This window comes from Nocardia sp. NPDC050718, from assembly GCF_040654235.1.
Classification (GTDB): domain Bacteria; phylum Actinomycetota; class Actinomycetes; order Mycobacteriales; family Mycobacteriaceae; genus Nocardia.
In genome coordinates this window covers 473,124-488,521 of record NZ_JBFAHQ010000002.1, presented here as the reverse complement: position 1 = coordinate 488,521, position 15,398 = coordinate 473,124, and the positions used below count along the sequence as shown (strand labels likewise).

Genomic DNA, 15,398 nt, shown 5'->3' with positions numbered 1-15,398 from the left:
TGGTGTGGAAACTCTGAGAACCCGGCAACGGTGGTCTGTGAGAGGTGGCCGGGCGCACGACATCACACCAGACGGTGGCCACCGTCGACGTGCAGGACCGTGCCGGTGACAAACGGGTTGCGCTGGACCGCGAGGAAGGCCTCGGCGAGGTCGGCGGGCGTGCCGAGTCGGCCGGCGGGGAGGCGGGCTGCCATGGCGCGGTGGCGTTCGGCTTTGTCGGCGGGGGCGAAGGCATTCCAGATCGGCGTGTCCACCCAGCCGGGCGACACGGCGTTGACGCGCAAGGGAGCGAGTTCCACCGCGAGCGCGGCGACCAAGCCCGCGAGCGCGGCGTTGACCATGGCGACCAGGGATCCGCCGGGGGCGGGCCGGTAGGCGGCGATACCGGAGGTGACCGTGATCGAGCCGCCGTCGGCGACCCTGGCGTGTTTGGCGACGAGAGCGGGGCCGATCATCTTGGCCGCCACCACTTTCGCCGCGACGTCGGTGTCGAAGTCGGTGATCGGCTGGTAGGCGCCGGTCATGTCGGCGGCGGTGACGACGACGTGGTCGACGGTGCCGGTCGCACCGAACAGGCGGGCGATGTCGGCCTCCCCGGTGATGTCGGCGACGACCGTGCGCAGGGTGCCGGGGTGCTGGTCGAGTTCCCGCGCCGCCCTCGCGAGCCGATCCGCCGACCGGCCCGCGATGGTCACCTCGGCGCCGTCGGCGAGCAGCCGATGCGCCAGGGCCAGACCCATGCCCGAGCCGCCGCCGATGATCACTGTGCTGTTCTCACTCATGGACCAAGCTCAGCACCGAGGCAGGGCGAAACTCCATGTCCGGCAGCCGAACCGGCGTTCGCCGATCCCTAACAGCCCAGCTCACGGGCCACGAGCGCACCGCCTATCGCACGATGCGCTCGTGCCCGCGACGGTCAGCGCAGCGCGGCGACCGCGGCGACCAGCCGGGCACCGGTCGACGCGTCGGCGGCCGCGATCAGCCCGTGCGGCGCGGTGTGCAGCGGCCCACCCGCCAGATTGGTGACGGTGCAGCCCGCGGCCTCACACACCGCGATGGCGGCGGCGAAATGCACGCTGTCGCGCAGATCTCCGCCGGTGACGTACGCGGCCCGGCGACCGGCCGCCACCCAGGCCAGGGCCAGTGAGGTCGACAGCACGCGCGCGTGGAACTCCCCGGCGAAACCGGGGGCGTCGAACAGGCGCGCGGGACTCGACCAGGGGAAGTCGTGATCCAGATCGACATCGACGAGCCGGCTGTCGGCCCGGGGTAGGAGCGGTTGATCCGCGCCGTCGCTGCGTAGGTAGGCGCCGTGGCCCGCCGTCCAGAACACCTCGTCGGCGAACGGATCGGCGACGGCGGCGACCCCGATGGCGGCGCCGGTCCGCAGCGCGACGTTCACCGCGACGAACTCCGTGCCGACCGCGAAATTCCGTGTCCCGCACAGGGGGTCGACGAGCCAGGTGCGGTCGCTGCGGGCCGCGCCGGTCACCCCCGATTCCTCGGCGAGAAAGCGATCACCCGGACAGGCGGTCGCGAGAACATCGAGAATGGCCTGTTCGGCGGCGAGGTCTGCCTGGGTGGCGAAATCGTCACCCTCCTTGGCGTACCGGGTGAGCGGCGCGTGGAACGCGGACCGGATCACTCCCGAAGCGACTTGTGTTGCGTGAACTGCGATTTCAACATCCGAGTGGTGCACCGTCTCCAGGCTACGCACCCCGAAGATCACCTGCGGGCGAACGAGAACCGGCCGTCACATCGGCGCACGCCACCGGCCCGCCGCGGTCGTCTCGGCCACCGCGGCGTGGATCGGATGCCCGCTCGCGGCCCGCCATACCGCCACATAGTCGACGGGGATCGGGCCGTCGCGCAGCGGGCGCCACGCGAGACCGGGATGGTCGCGGACCCGATCAGAGCTCAGGCCGACCAGATCGGTGCGATGCGGGAGGACCGCGAGCAGCTGCGCGTGTCCCATCGCGCTGTCGCTCAACCGGATTCGGGCACCGCGTGCGGCCAGTTCGGCGAGCAGCGCGCGATGCAGGCCGGGCGCGGAGTCGCGGGCGAAGAGCACCAGTTCGTGGTCGTCGAGCAACTCGGGGGTGATCTCGGCGTGCCCGGCGAGGGGATGCCGCGCGGACATCACGACGCCGAGTCCCTCACTGGCGATCGGCCGGGCGGTGAACTGTTCGGGAATCTCGAGCGGCCCGCGGACCAGCGCGAGGTCCACCTCGTCGGCCGCGAGCATGCGCAGCTGATCGGCGGTGGTGCCACCGGTGAGGACCAGGCGCGCGCCGATCGCACCGGCGAGCGCTTCGAACCGCGCGGGCAGCCAGGCAGGCGCACCGTTGAGCAGGCCGAACCGCACCACCTGGGCACCGCCGGTACTCGCGCGCCGGGTCTCGCGCACCGCCGTCTCCGCGGCCGACAGGACGGCGCGGCCGGTGCGCACCAGGGTCTCTCCCGCCGCGGTGAGCTCCACCCGTGGCTCACGCACCAGCAGCGGACCGCCGAGTTCGCGTTCGAGCACCCGGATCTGCTGACTCAGCGTGGGCGTCGTGATGAACAGACGCTCGGCCGCGCGCCGGAAGTGCAGCTCTTCGGCGAGCACCACGAAATACCGCAACTGCCGAAGCTCCATTCCCCCGACCCTACCGACGTCAGCGGGCCAGGTAGACGGCCAGACCGAGGCCGAGGACGCCGACGGTCACCCGCAGCAGCGTCGGCGGGATCACCTTCACCACCGGCGGACCGCACCAGCCGCCCGCGAGGGCACCCAGCGCCAGCGCGAGCGCCGCGCCCCAGTGCACCGGACCGAAGGCGGCGAAGCCGACCGCGGCGACCAGGTTGGCGATGCCGAGCAGGAAACTCTTCAGAACCGAAGCGCTCCAGAGCGATTCGGAGGTGCACAGCAGCATCATCGACAGATAGATGACCCCGGCGCCCGCGCCGAAATAGCCGCCGTAGGTGGAGATCAACAGGATCCCGAGCGGCACGATCCAGGGCGCGCTCAGCTCACCGACGTGACGGCGCACCAGCGGCTGCACCAGCAGGGCGATCGAGGCGATCGCGACCAGGAACGGCACCACCACCTCGAACGCGCCGTCGGGTGCCACCAACAAGGCCAGCGCGCCCAGCAGCCCGCCGATCGCCGAGAGCACCGCCCAGCGCACCAGGGTCGGTCCACGATCGACGAGTTCGCGCCCGGAATTGGCCGTCGCCCCGACCCCGACGGCCACCATCGCGACCGTATTGGTGACATTGGCGGCGACGGGCGGCAACCCGGCGGCCAGCAGGGCCGGGTAGGAGACGATCGAGGCCATCCCGGTGACGAACCCCACCAGACCGGTGAAGAATCCCGCGACGACCAGCAAGAAGAAGTCGAGCGCGGTCACGGACCGACTGTACGGTATGTCCACACGGCAGCACTTCGGGCCTCAGGCCGACGACGGCGGGCGCCGTGCTCGCGCACGACGCCCGTCGGTACCGAAGATTTCGAGGCCGGATCGGCCTCAGTTCACCAGCCGCGCTCGGCGAGGCGGTGCGGCTGCGGGATCTCCTCGACGTTGATGCCGACCATGGCCTCGCCCAGGCCGCGGGAGACCTTGGCCAGCACGTCCGGGTCGTCGTAGAAGGTGGTGGCCTTCACGATGGCGGCGGCGCGCTGCTCGGGGTTGCCCGACTTGAAGATGCCGGAGCCGACGAACACGCCCTCGGCGCCGAGCTGCATCATCATCGCGGCGTCGGCCGGGGTGGCGATGCCACCGGCGGTGAACATGACGACCGGCAGCTTGCCGGTCTGGGCGACCTCGCGGACCAGCTCGTATGGGGCCTGCAGTTCCTTGGCGGCGACGAACAGCTCGTCCTCCGACAGCGAGGTCAGGCGGCGGATCTCGGCGCGGATGGTGCGCATGTGGGTGGTCGCGTTGGACACGTCGCCGGTGCCCGCCTCGCCCTTGGAGCGGATCATGGCCGCGCCCTCGGTGATGCGGCGCAGGGCCTCACCCAGGTTGGTGGCGCCACAGACGAAGGGGACGGTGAAGTTCCACTTGTCGATGTGGTTGGCGTAGTCGGCGGGGGTGAGCACCTCGGACTCGTCGATGTAGTCGACGCCGAGGCTCTGCAGGATCTGTGCCTCCACGAAGTGGCCGATGCGGGCCTTGGCCATCACCGGGATGGACACGGCGGAGATGATGCCGTCGATCATGTCCGGGTCGCTCATCCGGGAGACGCCACCCTGGGCGCGGATGTCGGCCGGGACCCGCTCGAGCGCCATGACGGCCACCGCGCCGGCGTCTTCGGCGATCTTGGCCTGGTCCGGGGTGACCACGTCCATGATCACGCCGCCCTTGAGCATCTCGGCCATGCCGCGCTTCACGCGGGCGGTGCCGACGGTGGTGGTGGTCTCAGGCGTAGTCACGGCTGTCTCCTGTGTCATGTGCGCCAATCAGGTCGCTCGGTATGGACACCGTCGATTCTAGAACCGTCCCAATTCGGCCTTCATAGCCAGTTGAGGTCCACTGGCCTTGCCGCGACCAGCGGCGATGCCGTCGCCACCCGTCGCTGGCCTGCTCCGGTGGCCCGCCGCTCAGCACGCGTCGGCCGTTTCCACGGTCGGCGCCGGGCGGCGCCCGAACCGGTCGGCGAGCACGATCAGCGCCGCGCCCGCGGCCGCCGCGGCCCCGCACCACAGGGCCGCGACCGGGTCGCCCACCCGATCGACCACCACCCCGGCGGCCACCGGACCCAGGATCGCGCCGATGTTCAGCGCGGTGGTCGCCAGCGCGCCCGCGAGGCGTGGCGCGGAGCTCGCCGCGGTCCGCACGATGGTCGCGATCAACGCCGACCCGACGCCGAACGCGGCCGCGCCGGTGACGAACGTCATGACCGCCACGCCCGCCGTCGTCCGCGCGGTCAGGGCCGCGAGTGCCCAGACCGCGACGAGTCCGGCCGTGCCGACGGTGATGATCGACGGGCCGAACCGGTCGCTGAACCGGCCGGTGAGGGTCACCCCGGCGAACGAGCCGAGACCGAACACCGCCAGGGCCGCGGGCACCCAGCCGCTGTCCGCCCCGGCGACCGCGGCGGTGATGGTGCCGAGGTAGGTGAACCCCGCGAAGGTCGCGGCGTTGACCAGGATCCCGGCGACCGCCGCGACCCGCACCGGACGCACGCCGAGGACCGCCCACTCGGCTCGGACCGAGGTGCCGGCGGTGGCGTCGGCGGCCCGCGGCAGCAGCAGCGCCACCGGGACGAGCACCACCGCGCTCACCAGCGCGACCGCCCAGAAGGCCGAACGCCACCCCCACAGCTGACCGAGCACGGTGCCCGCCGGAACCCCGGCGACGCAGGCCACCGTCACGCCCGACACGACCACGGAGGTCGCCCGCCCGATCAGCGCGGGCCCGACCAGCGTCGGCAGCGCGGCCAGCACGATCGCCAGGAATCCGGCGTTGGCGACCGCGGCGACGACCCGTGTCGCGACCAGCACCGGGATGTCGCCGGCCAGCGCGCCGACGACGTGCGCGAGGCAGAACACCGCCAGAAACGTTGTCGCCGAACGTCGCAGCGGCCACCGGCCCGCGGTGAGGGCCATCGTCGGCGCGCCGAGCACCATGCCGACCGCGTACACCGCGGTCAGCAACCCGACGGTCCCGAGCGAGACGCCGAGGTCGGCGGCGGTCCGCGCCAGCAGCCCCGACATCATGAATTCCGATGTGCCCTGCGCGAATACCGCGACAGCGAGCACGAAAACCCCGATGGGCATGGTTGATCAGCTCTCCGGAGATCGGGACACCGCACGCGCGGTGTCCGAGAGGACGCGGCACGGGCGGAGCACGGCCCGCCGCGAGGAATCGAGGATCATCCGGCATCGCGAAACGACACCTCACCCCGGTCATCGGACCGAGGGAGCTCGTTCACGCGACGCCATCCGGCCCGAGGGCCGGACGGCTACCTTCTGGATGCCTCCGGAGAATTCACCCGCCCACCGTATGCGCGGGAACATCGTCCGCGCCAGTTGTTTTGCGGACCGCGCTGGTCTGCACGAGCACACGCTCCGGCCATCGCGAGCGGATCCGCACCGGTCGCCTCGCTCCGGGACGCCCGATCGGGTCAGCGGATCGAGCGTACGACGTGTTCGGTGTCGTCCGAAGCCACCGCGGCGGCTTCGGTGAGAAGTTCGTCGAGGTGGTAGGGGTAGACCGCCTCACCCTGATCGTCGAGCGCGCGGATGTCGGCGGGGGTGCACCAGCGGTGGTCGGTGATGGTGCGGCGCTCGAGCGCGTTCAGGGCAGCAGGCCGCCACTCGAAGCTCGGGGCGCGCAGCGTGAAGAACAGTTCCTCGGAGCGGATCAGCTCACCGTTGAACGGGAACACCGCGACCCGGCGCCACAGCGGACCGCGCAGCGCGGCCGGATCGACCCGCTGGCCGGTCTCCTCGTACAGCTCGCGCACCGCGGCGTCGCGCAGGCTCTCCCCCGGTTCGACACCGCCGCCGACGGTGAACCAGAACGCCACCTCGGGCAGCATCGGATCGTGGCCGCGCAGCAGCAGCACCCGGTCCTGCTCGTCGAGCAAGACCACCCGGGCGGAGGTGCGGGTGGTGTTCACGTCCAGGCCGGTCGCCGCGGCGGGCGTGGCCCGCTCGGTGATCTCGAAGTAGTGCGGCAGCGGCGCGGTACCGCCCAGGTGCAGCACGCGCACCGGCCGCCGGGTGCGCAGCGCGAGGGTGTCGCGGACGGCGTCGTTGTGGAAACGCCGCGCGATCAGCACGCGCGCCTCGGCGTCGGCGAGCTCGGCGACCAGCTGCGGCCGCAGCTGGTCGATGTCGACCAGGCTCAGCGCGGCGGAGAGCTGGTTCTCGACGGTCTCGCGGTCACCGCGATCGGCCCGCTCCGCGCGATCGGCCAGGGCGGCGAGCTGGGCGGCCCGCTCACCGCGCCGCGAGTCGGTGCTCACCGGCCCGGCGATCGCCATCGCCACCGCGCGCGCCACCACCGCGCGCCGGGCCAGCGCCGCGTCGAGCGCCTGCCAGGACTGGTCCGAGCGCACGTGCAGCCGGTCGAGCCGGTTGGCCGTGGAGTACGCCCAGACACCGAGCGCGAGGACGAGGACGGCGATCAGCCCGAGAACGAGGACCGAGGTCGCGGAGAAGGTGATCATCCGGCGGCCCGCACGCGGAGATCGCCGACCGTGACGGTCTCGTAGACCCGCAGGATCTGCTCGGCCACCACCGGCCAGTCGTAGGCGGCGACCACCTGGGTCGCCGTGCGCACCAGTCGCTGCCTGGTCTCGTCGTCGGTGAGGACGGTGTCGATCGCGGTGGCCAGGGCGGCCGAGTCACCGACGGGGGTGAGCAGGCCCGCGGTCCCGTCGCGCAGCACCCGGCGGAAGGCGTCGAGCTCACTGGCCACCACCGGGGTGCCCGCGGCCATCGCCTCGATCAGGATGATGCCGAAGCTCTCCCCACCCAGATTCGGCGCGACGTAGACATCGGCACTGCGCATCGCCGCGGCCTTCTCCGCGTCGGAGACCTGGCCGAGGAAGCGCAGGTGCCCGGCGTGCTCGCCCGCCTCGCGGCGCAGCCGGTCCTCGTCGCCGCGCCCGACGATGAGGATCTGCACGTCGGGATGCCGGTCGATCAGGGTGGGCAGCGCGCCGAGCAGCACGTCCATGCCCTTGCGCGGCTCGTCGAAGCGGCCGAGGAACAGCACCGTCGCACCCGCGCGCGGATAGCCGTCGAGCAGCGGGCCGCGGGCGAACGCCGAGACGTCGACACCGTTGGGGATCTCCACCGCGTCCGAGCCGAGCGCCTCGACCTGCCAGCGCCTGGCCAGCTCGGAGACAGCGATGCGGCCGTTGATCTTCTCGTGGTACGGCCGCAGCACGCCCTGAAAAGTGCTCAGTACCAGCGATTTCGTGGTCGAGGTGTGGAAGGTCGCGACGATCGGGCCCTCGGCGATCTTGAGCGCGAGCATCGACAGGCTCGGCGCGTTGGGCTCGTGGATGTGCAGCACGTCGAAGTCGTTGCTGTCGATCCAGCGCCGGATCCGGGTGTAGGCCATCGGCCCGAACGACAGCCGCGCCACCGACCCGTTGTACGGAATCGCCACCGCGCGGCCCGCCGACACCACGAAATCGGGCAGCGGGGTGTCGTCGGAGGCGGGCGCGAGCACGCTCACCTTGTGTCCGCGTTCGAGGAAGACCCGGGCCAGCTCGACCACATGGGCCTGCACCCCGCCGGGAACGTCGAACGAGTACGGGCACACCATGCCGATCTTCACCGCGCTCCCCCTGTCTGCGCGGCGGCGATGCGGGCCCGTCGCTCGGGCGACAGATCGGCTTCCCACAGCGGTTGCAGCATGTGCCAGTCGGCGGGATGCTCGGCGATATTGGCCGCGAACCGGTCGGCCAGCGCCTGGGTGGCGGCCGCGACGCCCACGGAGACATCCAGTGGCGCTTCGGTTTTCAGTCCCCAGTTCTCGGTGCCGTCGGCCTCGACGGTGAACCACCCGTGCACCGGCATCAGCGCGGCGCCGGTCTCGATGGCCAGCTTGGCGGCGCCGGCGGGCATCCAGGTGCGTTCGCCGAAGAAGTCGACCGGCACACCCTTGCCGGTGAGGTCGCGCTCGCCCATCAGGCAGACGATCCGGTTCTGCCGCAGCCGGTCCGCGAGCTGCCCGAACGGCGGCTGCTCACCACCGGTCAGCGGGAACACCTCGAAGCCCAGGCTCTCCCGATAGGCGACGAAGCGCTCGAACAGCGACTCCGGCTTCAACCGTTCGGCCACCGTGGTGAAGGTGTCGTAGTGCTGCACCAGCCACACCCCGGCCATATCCCAGTTGCCCGAGTGCGGCAGCACGAAGATGACGCCGCGGCCCCGTTCCAGGGCCGCGTCGAGGTGTTCCAGGCCGTCGACGTAATAGTCGATGGTGCTGTGGTCCATGCTGGGCAGCCGGAACGCCTCGCGCCAATACCTGGCGTAGGAGCGCATGCTGGCGCGCATCAGGTCAGCGGGCACCTCGTCGGGACGTACGCCGAGCACGCGGGCGAGGTTGCGCCGCAACTGCTCCGGTCCGCCGTTCTTCACCGCCCGATCGGCGCCGAGGTCGAACACCTTGCGCACCAGGGGTTCCGGCGCCGACCGCACCACGCGCCACCCGGCGGCATAGCCCAGGTCACTCACCCGCTCGGCGAGGGTCACGACGCCGCACCTCCGGTCGCGCCGGGCTGCGGGGTGGGCGGGATGACGGTCCGCGCGCCTGGCGAGTTACGCACCGCGAGCACCCGCTGGAACACGGTGATGACGCTGGCCACCACCAGGATCCACATGGCCACGTAGACGGCCCAGGTGAGCCATTCGATGCCCCAGTGCCCGCCGATGCCGGTGAGCCCGGCGCCGACCAGCACGATGACCAGCCGGTCCGGCCGCTCGATCAGCCCGCCGTCGGCGGACAGGCCACTGGCCTCGGCGCGCGCCTTCGCGTACGAGATCACCTGCGAGGTGACCAGCACGATCAGCGTCGCCGCGAACAGCTCCTTGCTCTGCTCGTGGTACACCGCCCACCAGGCCAGACCGCCGAAGATCGCGCCGTCGGCGACCCGGTCGCAGGTGGCGTCGAGCACCGCGCCGTACTTCGTGCCGCCGCCGCGGGCCCGGGCCATCGCCCCGTCCAGCATGTCGAACATGACGAACAGCCAGATGACCATCGTGCCCCAGAACAGGTGCCCGGTGGGGAACAGGGTCACCGCGGCCGCGATCGTCACGGTGGTACCGATCAGTGTCATCGCGTCCGGGGTGAGCCCGGTACCGACGAGCGCTTTGCCCAGCGGCGCAGTCGCTTTCGCAAACGTCTGGCGGCCGAAGAAGCTGAGCACGGTTGTTATTCCTCCCACGCCTCCGCCAGCAGCTGCCGCGTCTCGCGCAACAGCTGAGGCATCACCTTCACCCCGCCGACCACGGTGATGAAGTTCGCATCCCCACCCCAGCGCGGCACGATGTGCTGGTGCAGGTGGTCGGCCAGCGAACCACCGGCCACGCCGCCGAGATTGAGCCCGACATTGAATCCGGCGGGCCGCGAGACCCGCTTCATCACCCGGATGGCCCGCTGCGTGAAGGCCATCAGCTCCGCGCTCTCGGCGGGCGTCAGATCCTCCAGGTCGGCGACCCGGCGGTACGGCACCACCATCATGTGCCCTGGGTTGTACGGGTACAAGTTGAGCACCGCGTAGACCTGTTCGCCACGCGCGATGATCAACCCGTCCTCGTCCGACATCTTCGGGATGTCGGTGAACGGGTGACCGGTGGCGTCCTTGGGCTTGATCTCGCCGGTGATGTAGGACATCCGGTACGGCGTCCACAGCCGCTGCAACCGGTCGGGCTGACCGGCGCCCGCGTCGACGATCGACCCGGCCTCCGAGGCGATGCTCTCACTCATGAGGACGCCTTCGCCGCGCCGACGACCTCGAACCCGTCCGCGGTGGGCGAGGTGTTCTCCCGGCGGGCGATCCAGCTCAGGATGGTGGCCACCGCGTCGTCGACCGGCACGCCGTTGACCTGGCTGCCGTCGCGGAACCGGAAGCTGACCGCGCCCGCCTCCACGTCGCGCGCGCCCGCCAGCAGCATGAACGGCACCTTCTGCGCGGTCTGGTTGAAGATCTTCTTCTGCATCCGGTCGTCGCTGCGGTCGACCTGGGCGCGCACGCCCCCGTCCCGCAGCCGCTCGATCACCGCGTCCAGGTGCGGGGCGAAGTTCTCCGCGACCGGGATGCCGACGACCTGCACCGGCGCGAGCCAGGCCGGGAAGGCACCGGCGTAGTGCTCGGTGAGCACGCCGAAGAAGCGCTCGATCGAACCGAACAGCGCGCGGTGGATCATCACCGGACGCTGCTTGGTGCCGTCGGAGGAGGTGTATTCCAGGTCGAACCGCTCGGGCAGGTTGAAGTCGAGCTGGATGGTCGACATCTGCCAGGTGCGGCCCAGCGCGTCCTTGGCCTGCACGGAGATCTTCGGGCCGTAGAACGCGGCGCCGCCCGGATCGGGCACGAGATCCAGGCCCGAGGCCTCGGCGACCTTGGCCAGGGTCTCGGTGGCCTCTTCCCACAGCTCGTCGGAGCCGACGAACTTCTTCGGGTCCTTGGTGGACAGCTCGAGGTAGAAGTCGTCGAGGCCGTAGTCCTTGAGCAGCGACAGCACGAACTGCAGCGTGGTGGTCAGCTCCGCGTGCATCTGCTCCTTGGTGCAGTAGATGTGCGCGTCGTCCTGGGTCATGCCACGCACGCGGGTCAGGCCGTGCACCACGCCGGACTTCTCGTAGCGGTACACCGAGCCGAACTCGAACATCCGCAGCGGCAGCTCACGGTAGGAGCGGCCGCGCGAACGGAAGATCAGGTTGTGCATCGGGCAGTTCATCGGCTTGACGTAGTAGTCCTGGCCGGGCTTGCGGACGGAGCCGTCCTCGTTGAGTTCGGCGTCGAGGTGCATGGCCGGGAACATGCCGTCCTTGTACCAGTCGAGGTGACCGGAGACCTCGAACAGATGTCCCTTGGTGATGTGCGGGGTGTTGACGAACTCGTAGCCCGCGTCGATGTGACGCTGCCGCGAGTACTCCTCCATCTCCTTGCGGATGATGCCGCCCTTGGGGTGGAACACCGGCAGACCCGAACCGAGCTCGTCGGGGAAGCTGAACAGGTCCAGCTCGAGGCCCAGCTTGCGGTGGTCGCGGCGCTCGGCCTCGGCCAGCAGGTGCAGGTACTCGTCCATCGCCTCGGACGATTCCCAGGCGGTGCCGTAGATACGCTGCAGGTCCTCGCGGTCCTGGTCACCGCGCCAGTAGGCGGCGGAGCTGCGGGTCAGCTTGAAGGCCGGGATGAACTTGGTGGTGGGGATGTGCGGGCCGCGGCACAGGTCACCCCAGATCTTCTCGCCGGTGCGCGGGTCCAGGTTGTCGTAGATGGTCAGCTCGTTGCCGCCGACCTCCATGATCTCCGGATCGTCGATGCCGGACTTGTCGCTGATCAGCTCGAGCTTGAACGGCTCCTTGGCCAGTTCCACCTTGGCCTCGTCGATCTCGACGACGCGACGCGAAAAGCGCTGCGCGCCTTTGATGATCTTCTTCATCCGGGACTCCAGCTTGGCCAGATCCTCGGGGGTGAAGGGCCGGTCGACCCGGAAGTCGTAGTAGAAGCCGTCCTTGATCGGCGGGCCGATGCCCAGCTTGGCGTCGGGGAACTCCTGCTGCACCGCCTGGGCCAGCACGTGTGCGGCCGAGTGCCGGATCACGCTGCGGCCGTCCTCGGTGTCGGCGGCGACCGCCTCGACCTCGACGTCGGTGTCCGGGGTCCAGGACAGGTCCTTGAGCGCGCCCTCGGCGTCGCGGACCACCACGATCGTGTCCGGTCCCTTGGTCGGCAACCCCGCTTCCCGCACCGCCGCGCCCGCGGTAGTCCCGGCCGGCACCCGGACGAGGGCGACAGGGCTGATCGGTGCAGAGGTGGTCACGGGAATGCTCTCCTTGACGTCACGTCCGGCGGGGCTGTCCCGCACGGCGCAGGCTCGATCCTGCGAACGCGACCATGCTAGCTGTTCCGTCTCCCCGCGATTCTGGCCAGAGTCGTGTTCGTGTCGCGGATCGCGGGCGGCCGACGGTTCGCATCGAGTCGCCGCCGCGCGCGGCACTCGGTCGGGAGAGCGAAATCCCGTCCCGCCGCCGTTCAGGTTCTGCGCGAGATGACCATGAGGTATTCGCAGGGAGCGTCCGTCCGGTTGGCGAAACCGTGGTCCGCGTCGGCCTGGAAGAAGATGGAGTCGCCCGCGTTCAGCGTCTCGATGATGCCGCCGATCGCGACGGTGAGGGTGCCGTCGAGCACCACGAGTTGCTTCTCGCTCCCCGGCGGGTACGCGGGCAGCAGGCCGGTGGAGACCTGTGCGGGCAGGTAGTGGGCGACCATTTCGCCGCCGCCCACGCCCGGGGCCGCCGACACCATGTGCCGCTCGAAGCCGGTGTCGGGGTCGCGGAAAACGGGGCGATCGCGCTTGCGCAGCACAACGGCCACACCGGATGTCGTCGCTGCTCCTCCGCCGATCAGGTCCGACAGCGACGCGTCGAGCGCGTGGGCGATCCGGGACGCGACGCCGATCGTCGGACTCTTCTCGCCGCGTTCGACCTTGGACAGCATCGCCCGGCTGACCGAGGACTGCGTGGACAGCTGCTCCAGCGTCAGACCCGCGTCCTCACGGCGTCGCCGGACATTGGCGCCGAACGCACCAGCCAGGTCGTCACCGTGGGGTGGTTCGGCCACGTCTCCGCCTTGCTCGACCACCGCGCTCCTCGGTTGCTGGGTATCCGCCGCCCACAGTGTAGACATTCTCCTATAGGAGAACTAGTCTCCCAAAGTAGAGGCGCATCGGCGCCCACGACGGAGGCTTCCATGCGTTTGATCTCGACCGGCCGGCACCACGCCACGTTCGAATTCGGTGACCTACACGTGATCTCGTTGCGCGACGGATACATCGACATGCCACCGACCCGGCTCCGCGACGAGGACGGGCGCCCGCTCCCTGTGCTGCCGACCGCCGTGCCGCTGGCCGGCGACAACCTGCGGCTGTCGGTCAACGCCTTCTTCGTCACCGACGGCACCCGGTCGGTGCTCATCGACACCGGCGCCTCCGACGTCTGGCACGACCCCACCATGGGCTTGATCTACGACGCACTCGACGAGGCGGGAATCGATCGCGCGCGGGTCACCGACGCCGCCATCACCCACAACCACGAAGACCACGTGAGCGGCCTGATCACGCCGGACGGCGCGGAGGCGTTCCCCGAACTGGAACGGGTGTGGATCGGGGCGGGCGACACCGCGGTGTTCACAGGGCGGCTCGCGCCGCTCCGCGACCGGGTCGTCCCCGTGACCGAGCAGGTCGCGATCAACGACTGGGTCACCGCGATCCCGACACCGGGCCACACACCCGGCCACACCGTCTACGACGTCAGGAGCGGCGCAGGCCGCCTTCTCGTCTGGGGCGACACCGTGCACGTTCCCACGCTCCAGTTCGATCAGCCGAACGTGTCCTGGGAGTTCGACGGCGACCAAGCCCAGGCCCGCGCCGCACGAGCAGCCCTGCTCGAACAGCTGATTCGACCGGACCACTTCGTCGCGGGCGCCCACCTCGACTCCCCCGGCATTGCCCGCGTAACCCCCTCCGGCGCCGGCTACGCGCTGGAGTATCTCGCGCCATCGATCGGCTGATCGAGCCTGTCGGCACCGTGCGCCCGCTGGATCACGCTTCGGCCAGCAGGGCCTCGCGTTCGGCCGCGGGGCGTTTCGGGCAGCTGGTGCACATCTGGCAGCCCGGTACCTCGTAGACGAGGCAGCAGGACAGGCGTTTGACGAAGGTGCGGTCGCCGACGGTGACGAAGCGCGGGGCGAGCAGGCGCGTGCCCACCTCGCCGGCGAGCCGGGTGGCGGCTTCCGGCGCGCCCGCGTCGAGCGCGCGGTTGCCGATCGCGTCGGTGACCACGGCCCACAGCGCGGGCACGCCCGCGCCGGAGACGGCGGCGACCTGCAGGATCACCGCGGTCAGGGTCTCCCGCAGGGCGGCGCCGACCGCCCCGGCGGCGGCGTCGCGGTCGGCGGGCGAGGCGAGCGCGACCCGCGACCGGAAGCGCACGTGCTCGACGCCCCCGTCGGGCCGGATCTCGCAGTCGAGCTCGTCCAGCGCCGCGATCGGGGCCGGGACGCCCGTGGCGTAGGCGGTGGTGATCTGGTCGACGAGCGCGGAGGCGACCATGCACCACCACAGCGTGCCGCCGACGCGCGAGGTCTCGGTGCCCCACGCACGGCTCATCTCGCCGATCCGGTCCGCGACCCACGCGGGATCGGTGAGCAGGCGTCCGGGGACGGTGCTCACGACATCAGGGGACTGCGCAACCATGGCCAATCGACTCCGATCCACCCTGAGACCATCGAAAATGTGCCGAGCACCCACAGCGTCGCGACGACGAGGGCGAAGGTGGCCACCGCGCCGAGGATCTTGATCGTCCACCCGCGTGAGGTGTACCAATCCATGACGATCCGGTACTTGCCGCGCACCCAGGTCAGGGTGTGGTGGGCCCAGACGAACTCGGTGGCCAGGATGCCGAAGCCCGCGAACACCAGCGCCCAGCCGGGTCCCGGGTACGGGATCGTGACGATCCCGATCAACAGCACCAGCCCACCGACCACGCCGACGGCGATGCGGTAGCCGACGTTCAGGGTAGGGCGGTGCTCGATGCTCGCCCGGAAGGCGCGCCAGCGGTGTTCGGACGCCGGCTCGGCCGCCGACGCCCCGGCGGTGGAATCCGCCGGGGCGTCGGTGGTCGGGGCGGTCGGCTTGCTCGTCATCGCTCCAGCCTACGAGC

At 70.7% G+C, this 15,398-nt stretch carries 16 protein-coding genes; 1 reads left to right on the top strand and 15 read right to left on the bottom strand.

Annotated features, from left to right (window positions below; translation table 11 throughout):
* Nucleotides 1–62 precede the first annotated feature (62 nt).
* The 13 genes from AB0H54_RS11710 to AB0H54_RS11650 form a co-directional block, all read right to left on the bottom strand.
* Nucleotides 63–782, bottom strand: a complete 720-nt coding sequence (locus AB0H54_RS11710) for an SDR family oxidoreductase (RefSeq protein WP_357344909.1) — start codon at nt 780–782, stop codon at nt 63–65.
* 134 nt (nt 783–916) lie between these two features.
* Complete coding sequence (locus tag AB0H54_RS11705; RefSeq protein ID WP_357344907.1) at nt 917–1,699, bottom strand: inositol monophosphatase family protein; 783 nt, start codon at nt 1,697–1,699, stop codon at nt 917–919.
* Nucleotides 1,700–1,753: 54 nt separating this feature from the next.
* Complete coding sequence (locus AB0H54_RS11700; protein ID WP_357344905.1) at nt 1,754–2,638, bottom strand: LysR family transcriptional regulator; 885 nt, start codon at nt 2,636–2,638, stop codon at nt 1,754–1,756.
* A gap of 19 nt (nt 2,639–2,657) precedes the next feature.
* Nucleotides 2,658–3,392 (bottom strand): sulfite exporter TauE/SafE family protein, encoded by a 735-nt coding sequence (locus tag AB0H54_RS11695; RefSeq protein WP_357344904.1) that lies wholly within the window; start codon nt 3,390–3,392, stop codon nt 2,658–2,660.
* Nucleotides 3,393–3,514: 122 nt separating this feature from the next.
* The gene (gene pdxS, locus AB0H54_RS11690; RefSeq protein WP_355277352.1) at nt 3,515–4,435 is read right to left on the bottom strand and encodes a pyridoxal 5'-phosphate synthase lyase subunit PdxS; all 921 of its coding nucleotides are present in this window, start codon (nt 4,433–4,435) and stop codon (nt 3,515–3,517) included.
* 150 nt (nt 4,436–4,585) lie between these two features.
* Nucleotides 4,586–5,764 carry a Cmx/CmrA family chloramphenicol efflux MFS transporter gene (locus AB0H54_RS11685; RefSeq protein ID WP_357344901.1) on the bottom strand — a complete coding sequence of 393 codons (1,179 nt, stop codon included), beginning with the start codon at nt 5,762–5,764 and terminating at the stop codon, nt 4,586–4,588.
* Between the two features lie 347 nt (nt 5,765–6,111).
* Nucleotides 6,112–7,158: an NUDIX domain-containing protein gene (locus AB0H54_RS11680; protein ID WP_357345717.1), complete on the bottom strand. Its 1,047-nt coding sequence runs from the start codon at nt 7,156–7,158 to the stop codon at nt 6,112–6,114.
* Entirely contained in the window at nt 7,158–8,282 is a 1,125-nt protein-coding gene (locus tag AB0H54_RS11675; protein ID WP_355277354.1) for a glycosyltransferase family 4 protein, read from the bottom strand. Before AB0H54_RS11675 ends, AB0H54_RS11680 begins: the two co-directional genes overlap by 1 nt.
* The gene (locus tag AB0H54_RS11670; protein WP_357344899.1) at nt 8,279–9,202 is read right to left on the bottom strand and encodes a phosphatidylinositol mannoside acyltransferase; all 924 of its coding nucleotides are present in this window, start codon (nt 9,200–9,202) and stop codon (nt 8,279–8,281) included. Before AB0H54_RS11670 ends, AB0H54_RS11675 begins: the two co-directional genes overlap by 4 nt.
* A complete protein-coding gene (pgsA, locus tag AB0H54_RS11665) occupies nt 9,199–9,876 on the bottom strand; it encodes a phosphatidylinositol phosphate synthase (RefSeq protein WP_357344897.1) in 678 nt (225 codons plus the stop codon). The genes AB0H54_RS11670 and pgsA overlap by 4 nt, the downstream gene beginning before the upstream one ends.
* Before the next feature lie 5 nt (nt 9,877–9,881).
* Nucleotides 9,882–10,436, bottom strand: a complete 555-nt coding sequence (locus tag AB0H54_RS11660) for an HIT domain-containing protein (protein ID WP_357344895.1) — start codon at nt 10,434–10,436, stop codon at nt 9,882–9,884.
* Nucleotides 10,433–12,499 (bottom strand): threonine--tRNA ligase, encoded by a 2,067-nt coding sequence (gene thrS, locus AB0H54_RS11655; protein ID WP_357344893.1) that lies wholly within the window; start codon nt 12,497–12,499, stop codon nt 10,433–10,435. Before thrS ends, AB0H54_RS11660 begins: the two co-directional genes overlap by 4 nt.
* A gap of 212 nt (nt 12,500–12,711) precedes the next feature.
* Entirely contained in the window at nt 12,712–13,299 is a 588-nt protein-coding gene (locus tag AB0H54_RS11650) for an XRE family transcriptional regulator (protein WP_357344891.1), read from the bottom strand.
* 129 nt (nt 13,300–13,428) lie between these two features.
* Between AB0H54_RS11650 and AB0H54_RS11645 the strand changes: the two genes are divergently transcribed.
* Nucleotides 13,429–14,247: an MBL fold metallo-hydrolase gene (locus AB0H54_RS11645; protein WP_357344889.1), complete on the top strand. Its 819-nt coding sequence runs from the start codon at nt 13,429–13,431 to the stop codon at nt 14,245–14,247.
* A 31-nt stretch (nt 14,248–14,278) separates the two neighbouring features.
* On the opposite strand, the gene AB0H54_RS11640 is transcribed toward AB0H54_RS11645, so the two are convergent.
* Nucleotides 14,279–14,908 (bottom strand): (2Fe-2S)-binding protein, encoded by a 630-nt coding sequence (locus AB0H54_RS11640; RefSeq protein WP_357344887.1) that lies wholly within the window; start codon nt 14,906–14,908, stop codon nt 14,279–14,281.
* Nucleotides 14,905–15,381, bottom strand: a complete 477-nt coding sequence (locus AB0H54_RS11635) for a TIGR02611 family protein (RefSeq protein WP_357344885.1) — start codon at nt 15,379–15,381, stop codon at nt 14,905–14,907. Before AB0H54_RS11635 ends, AB0H54_RS11640 begins: the two co-directional genes overlap by 4 nt.
* Between the last annotated feature and the right edge of the window lie 17 nt (nt 15,382–15,398).

Coding starts and splice junctions, on each gene's coding strand:
- AB0H54_RS11635 (WP_357344885.1), bottom strand. CDS start 15,381: ATGACGAGCAAGCCGACCGCCCCGACCACCGACGCCCCGGCGGATTCC.
- pdxS (WP_355277352.1), bottom strand. CDS start 4,435: ATGACACAGGAGACAGCCGTGACTACGCCTGAGACCACCACCACCGTC.
- AB0H54_RS11685 (WP_357344901.1), bottom strand. CDS start 5,764: ATGCCCATCGGGGTTTTCGTGCTCGCTGTCGCGGTATTCGCGCAGGGC.
- AB0H54_RS11700 (WP_357344905.1), bottom strand. CDS start 2,638: ATGGAGCTTCGGCAGTTGCGGTATTTCGTGGTGCTCGCCGAAGAGCTG.
- AB0H54_RS11660 (WP_357344895.1), bottom strand. CDS start 10,436: ATGAGTGAGAGCATCGCCTCGGAGGCCGGGTCGATCGTCGACGCGGGC.
- AB0H54_RS11645 (WP_357344889.1), top strand. CDS start 13,429: ATGCGTTTGATCTCGACCGGCCGGCACCACGCCACGTTCGAATTCGGT.
- AB0H54_RS11710 (WP_357344909.1), bottom strand. CDS start 782: ATGAGTGAGAACAGCACAGTGATCATCGGCGGCGGCTCGGGCATGGGT.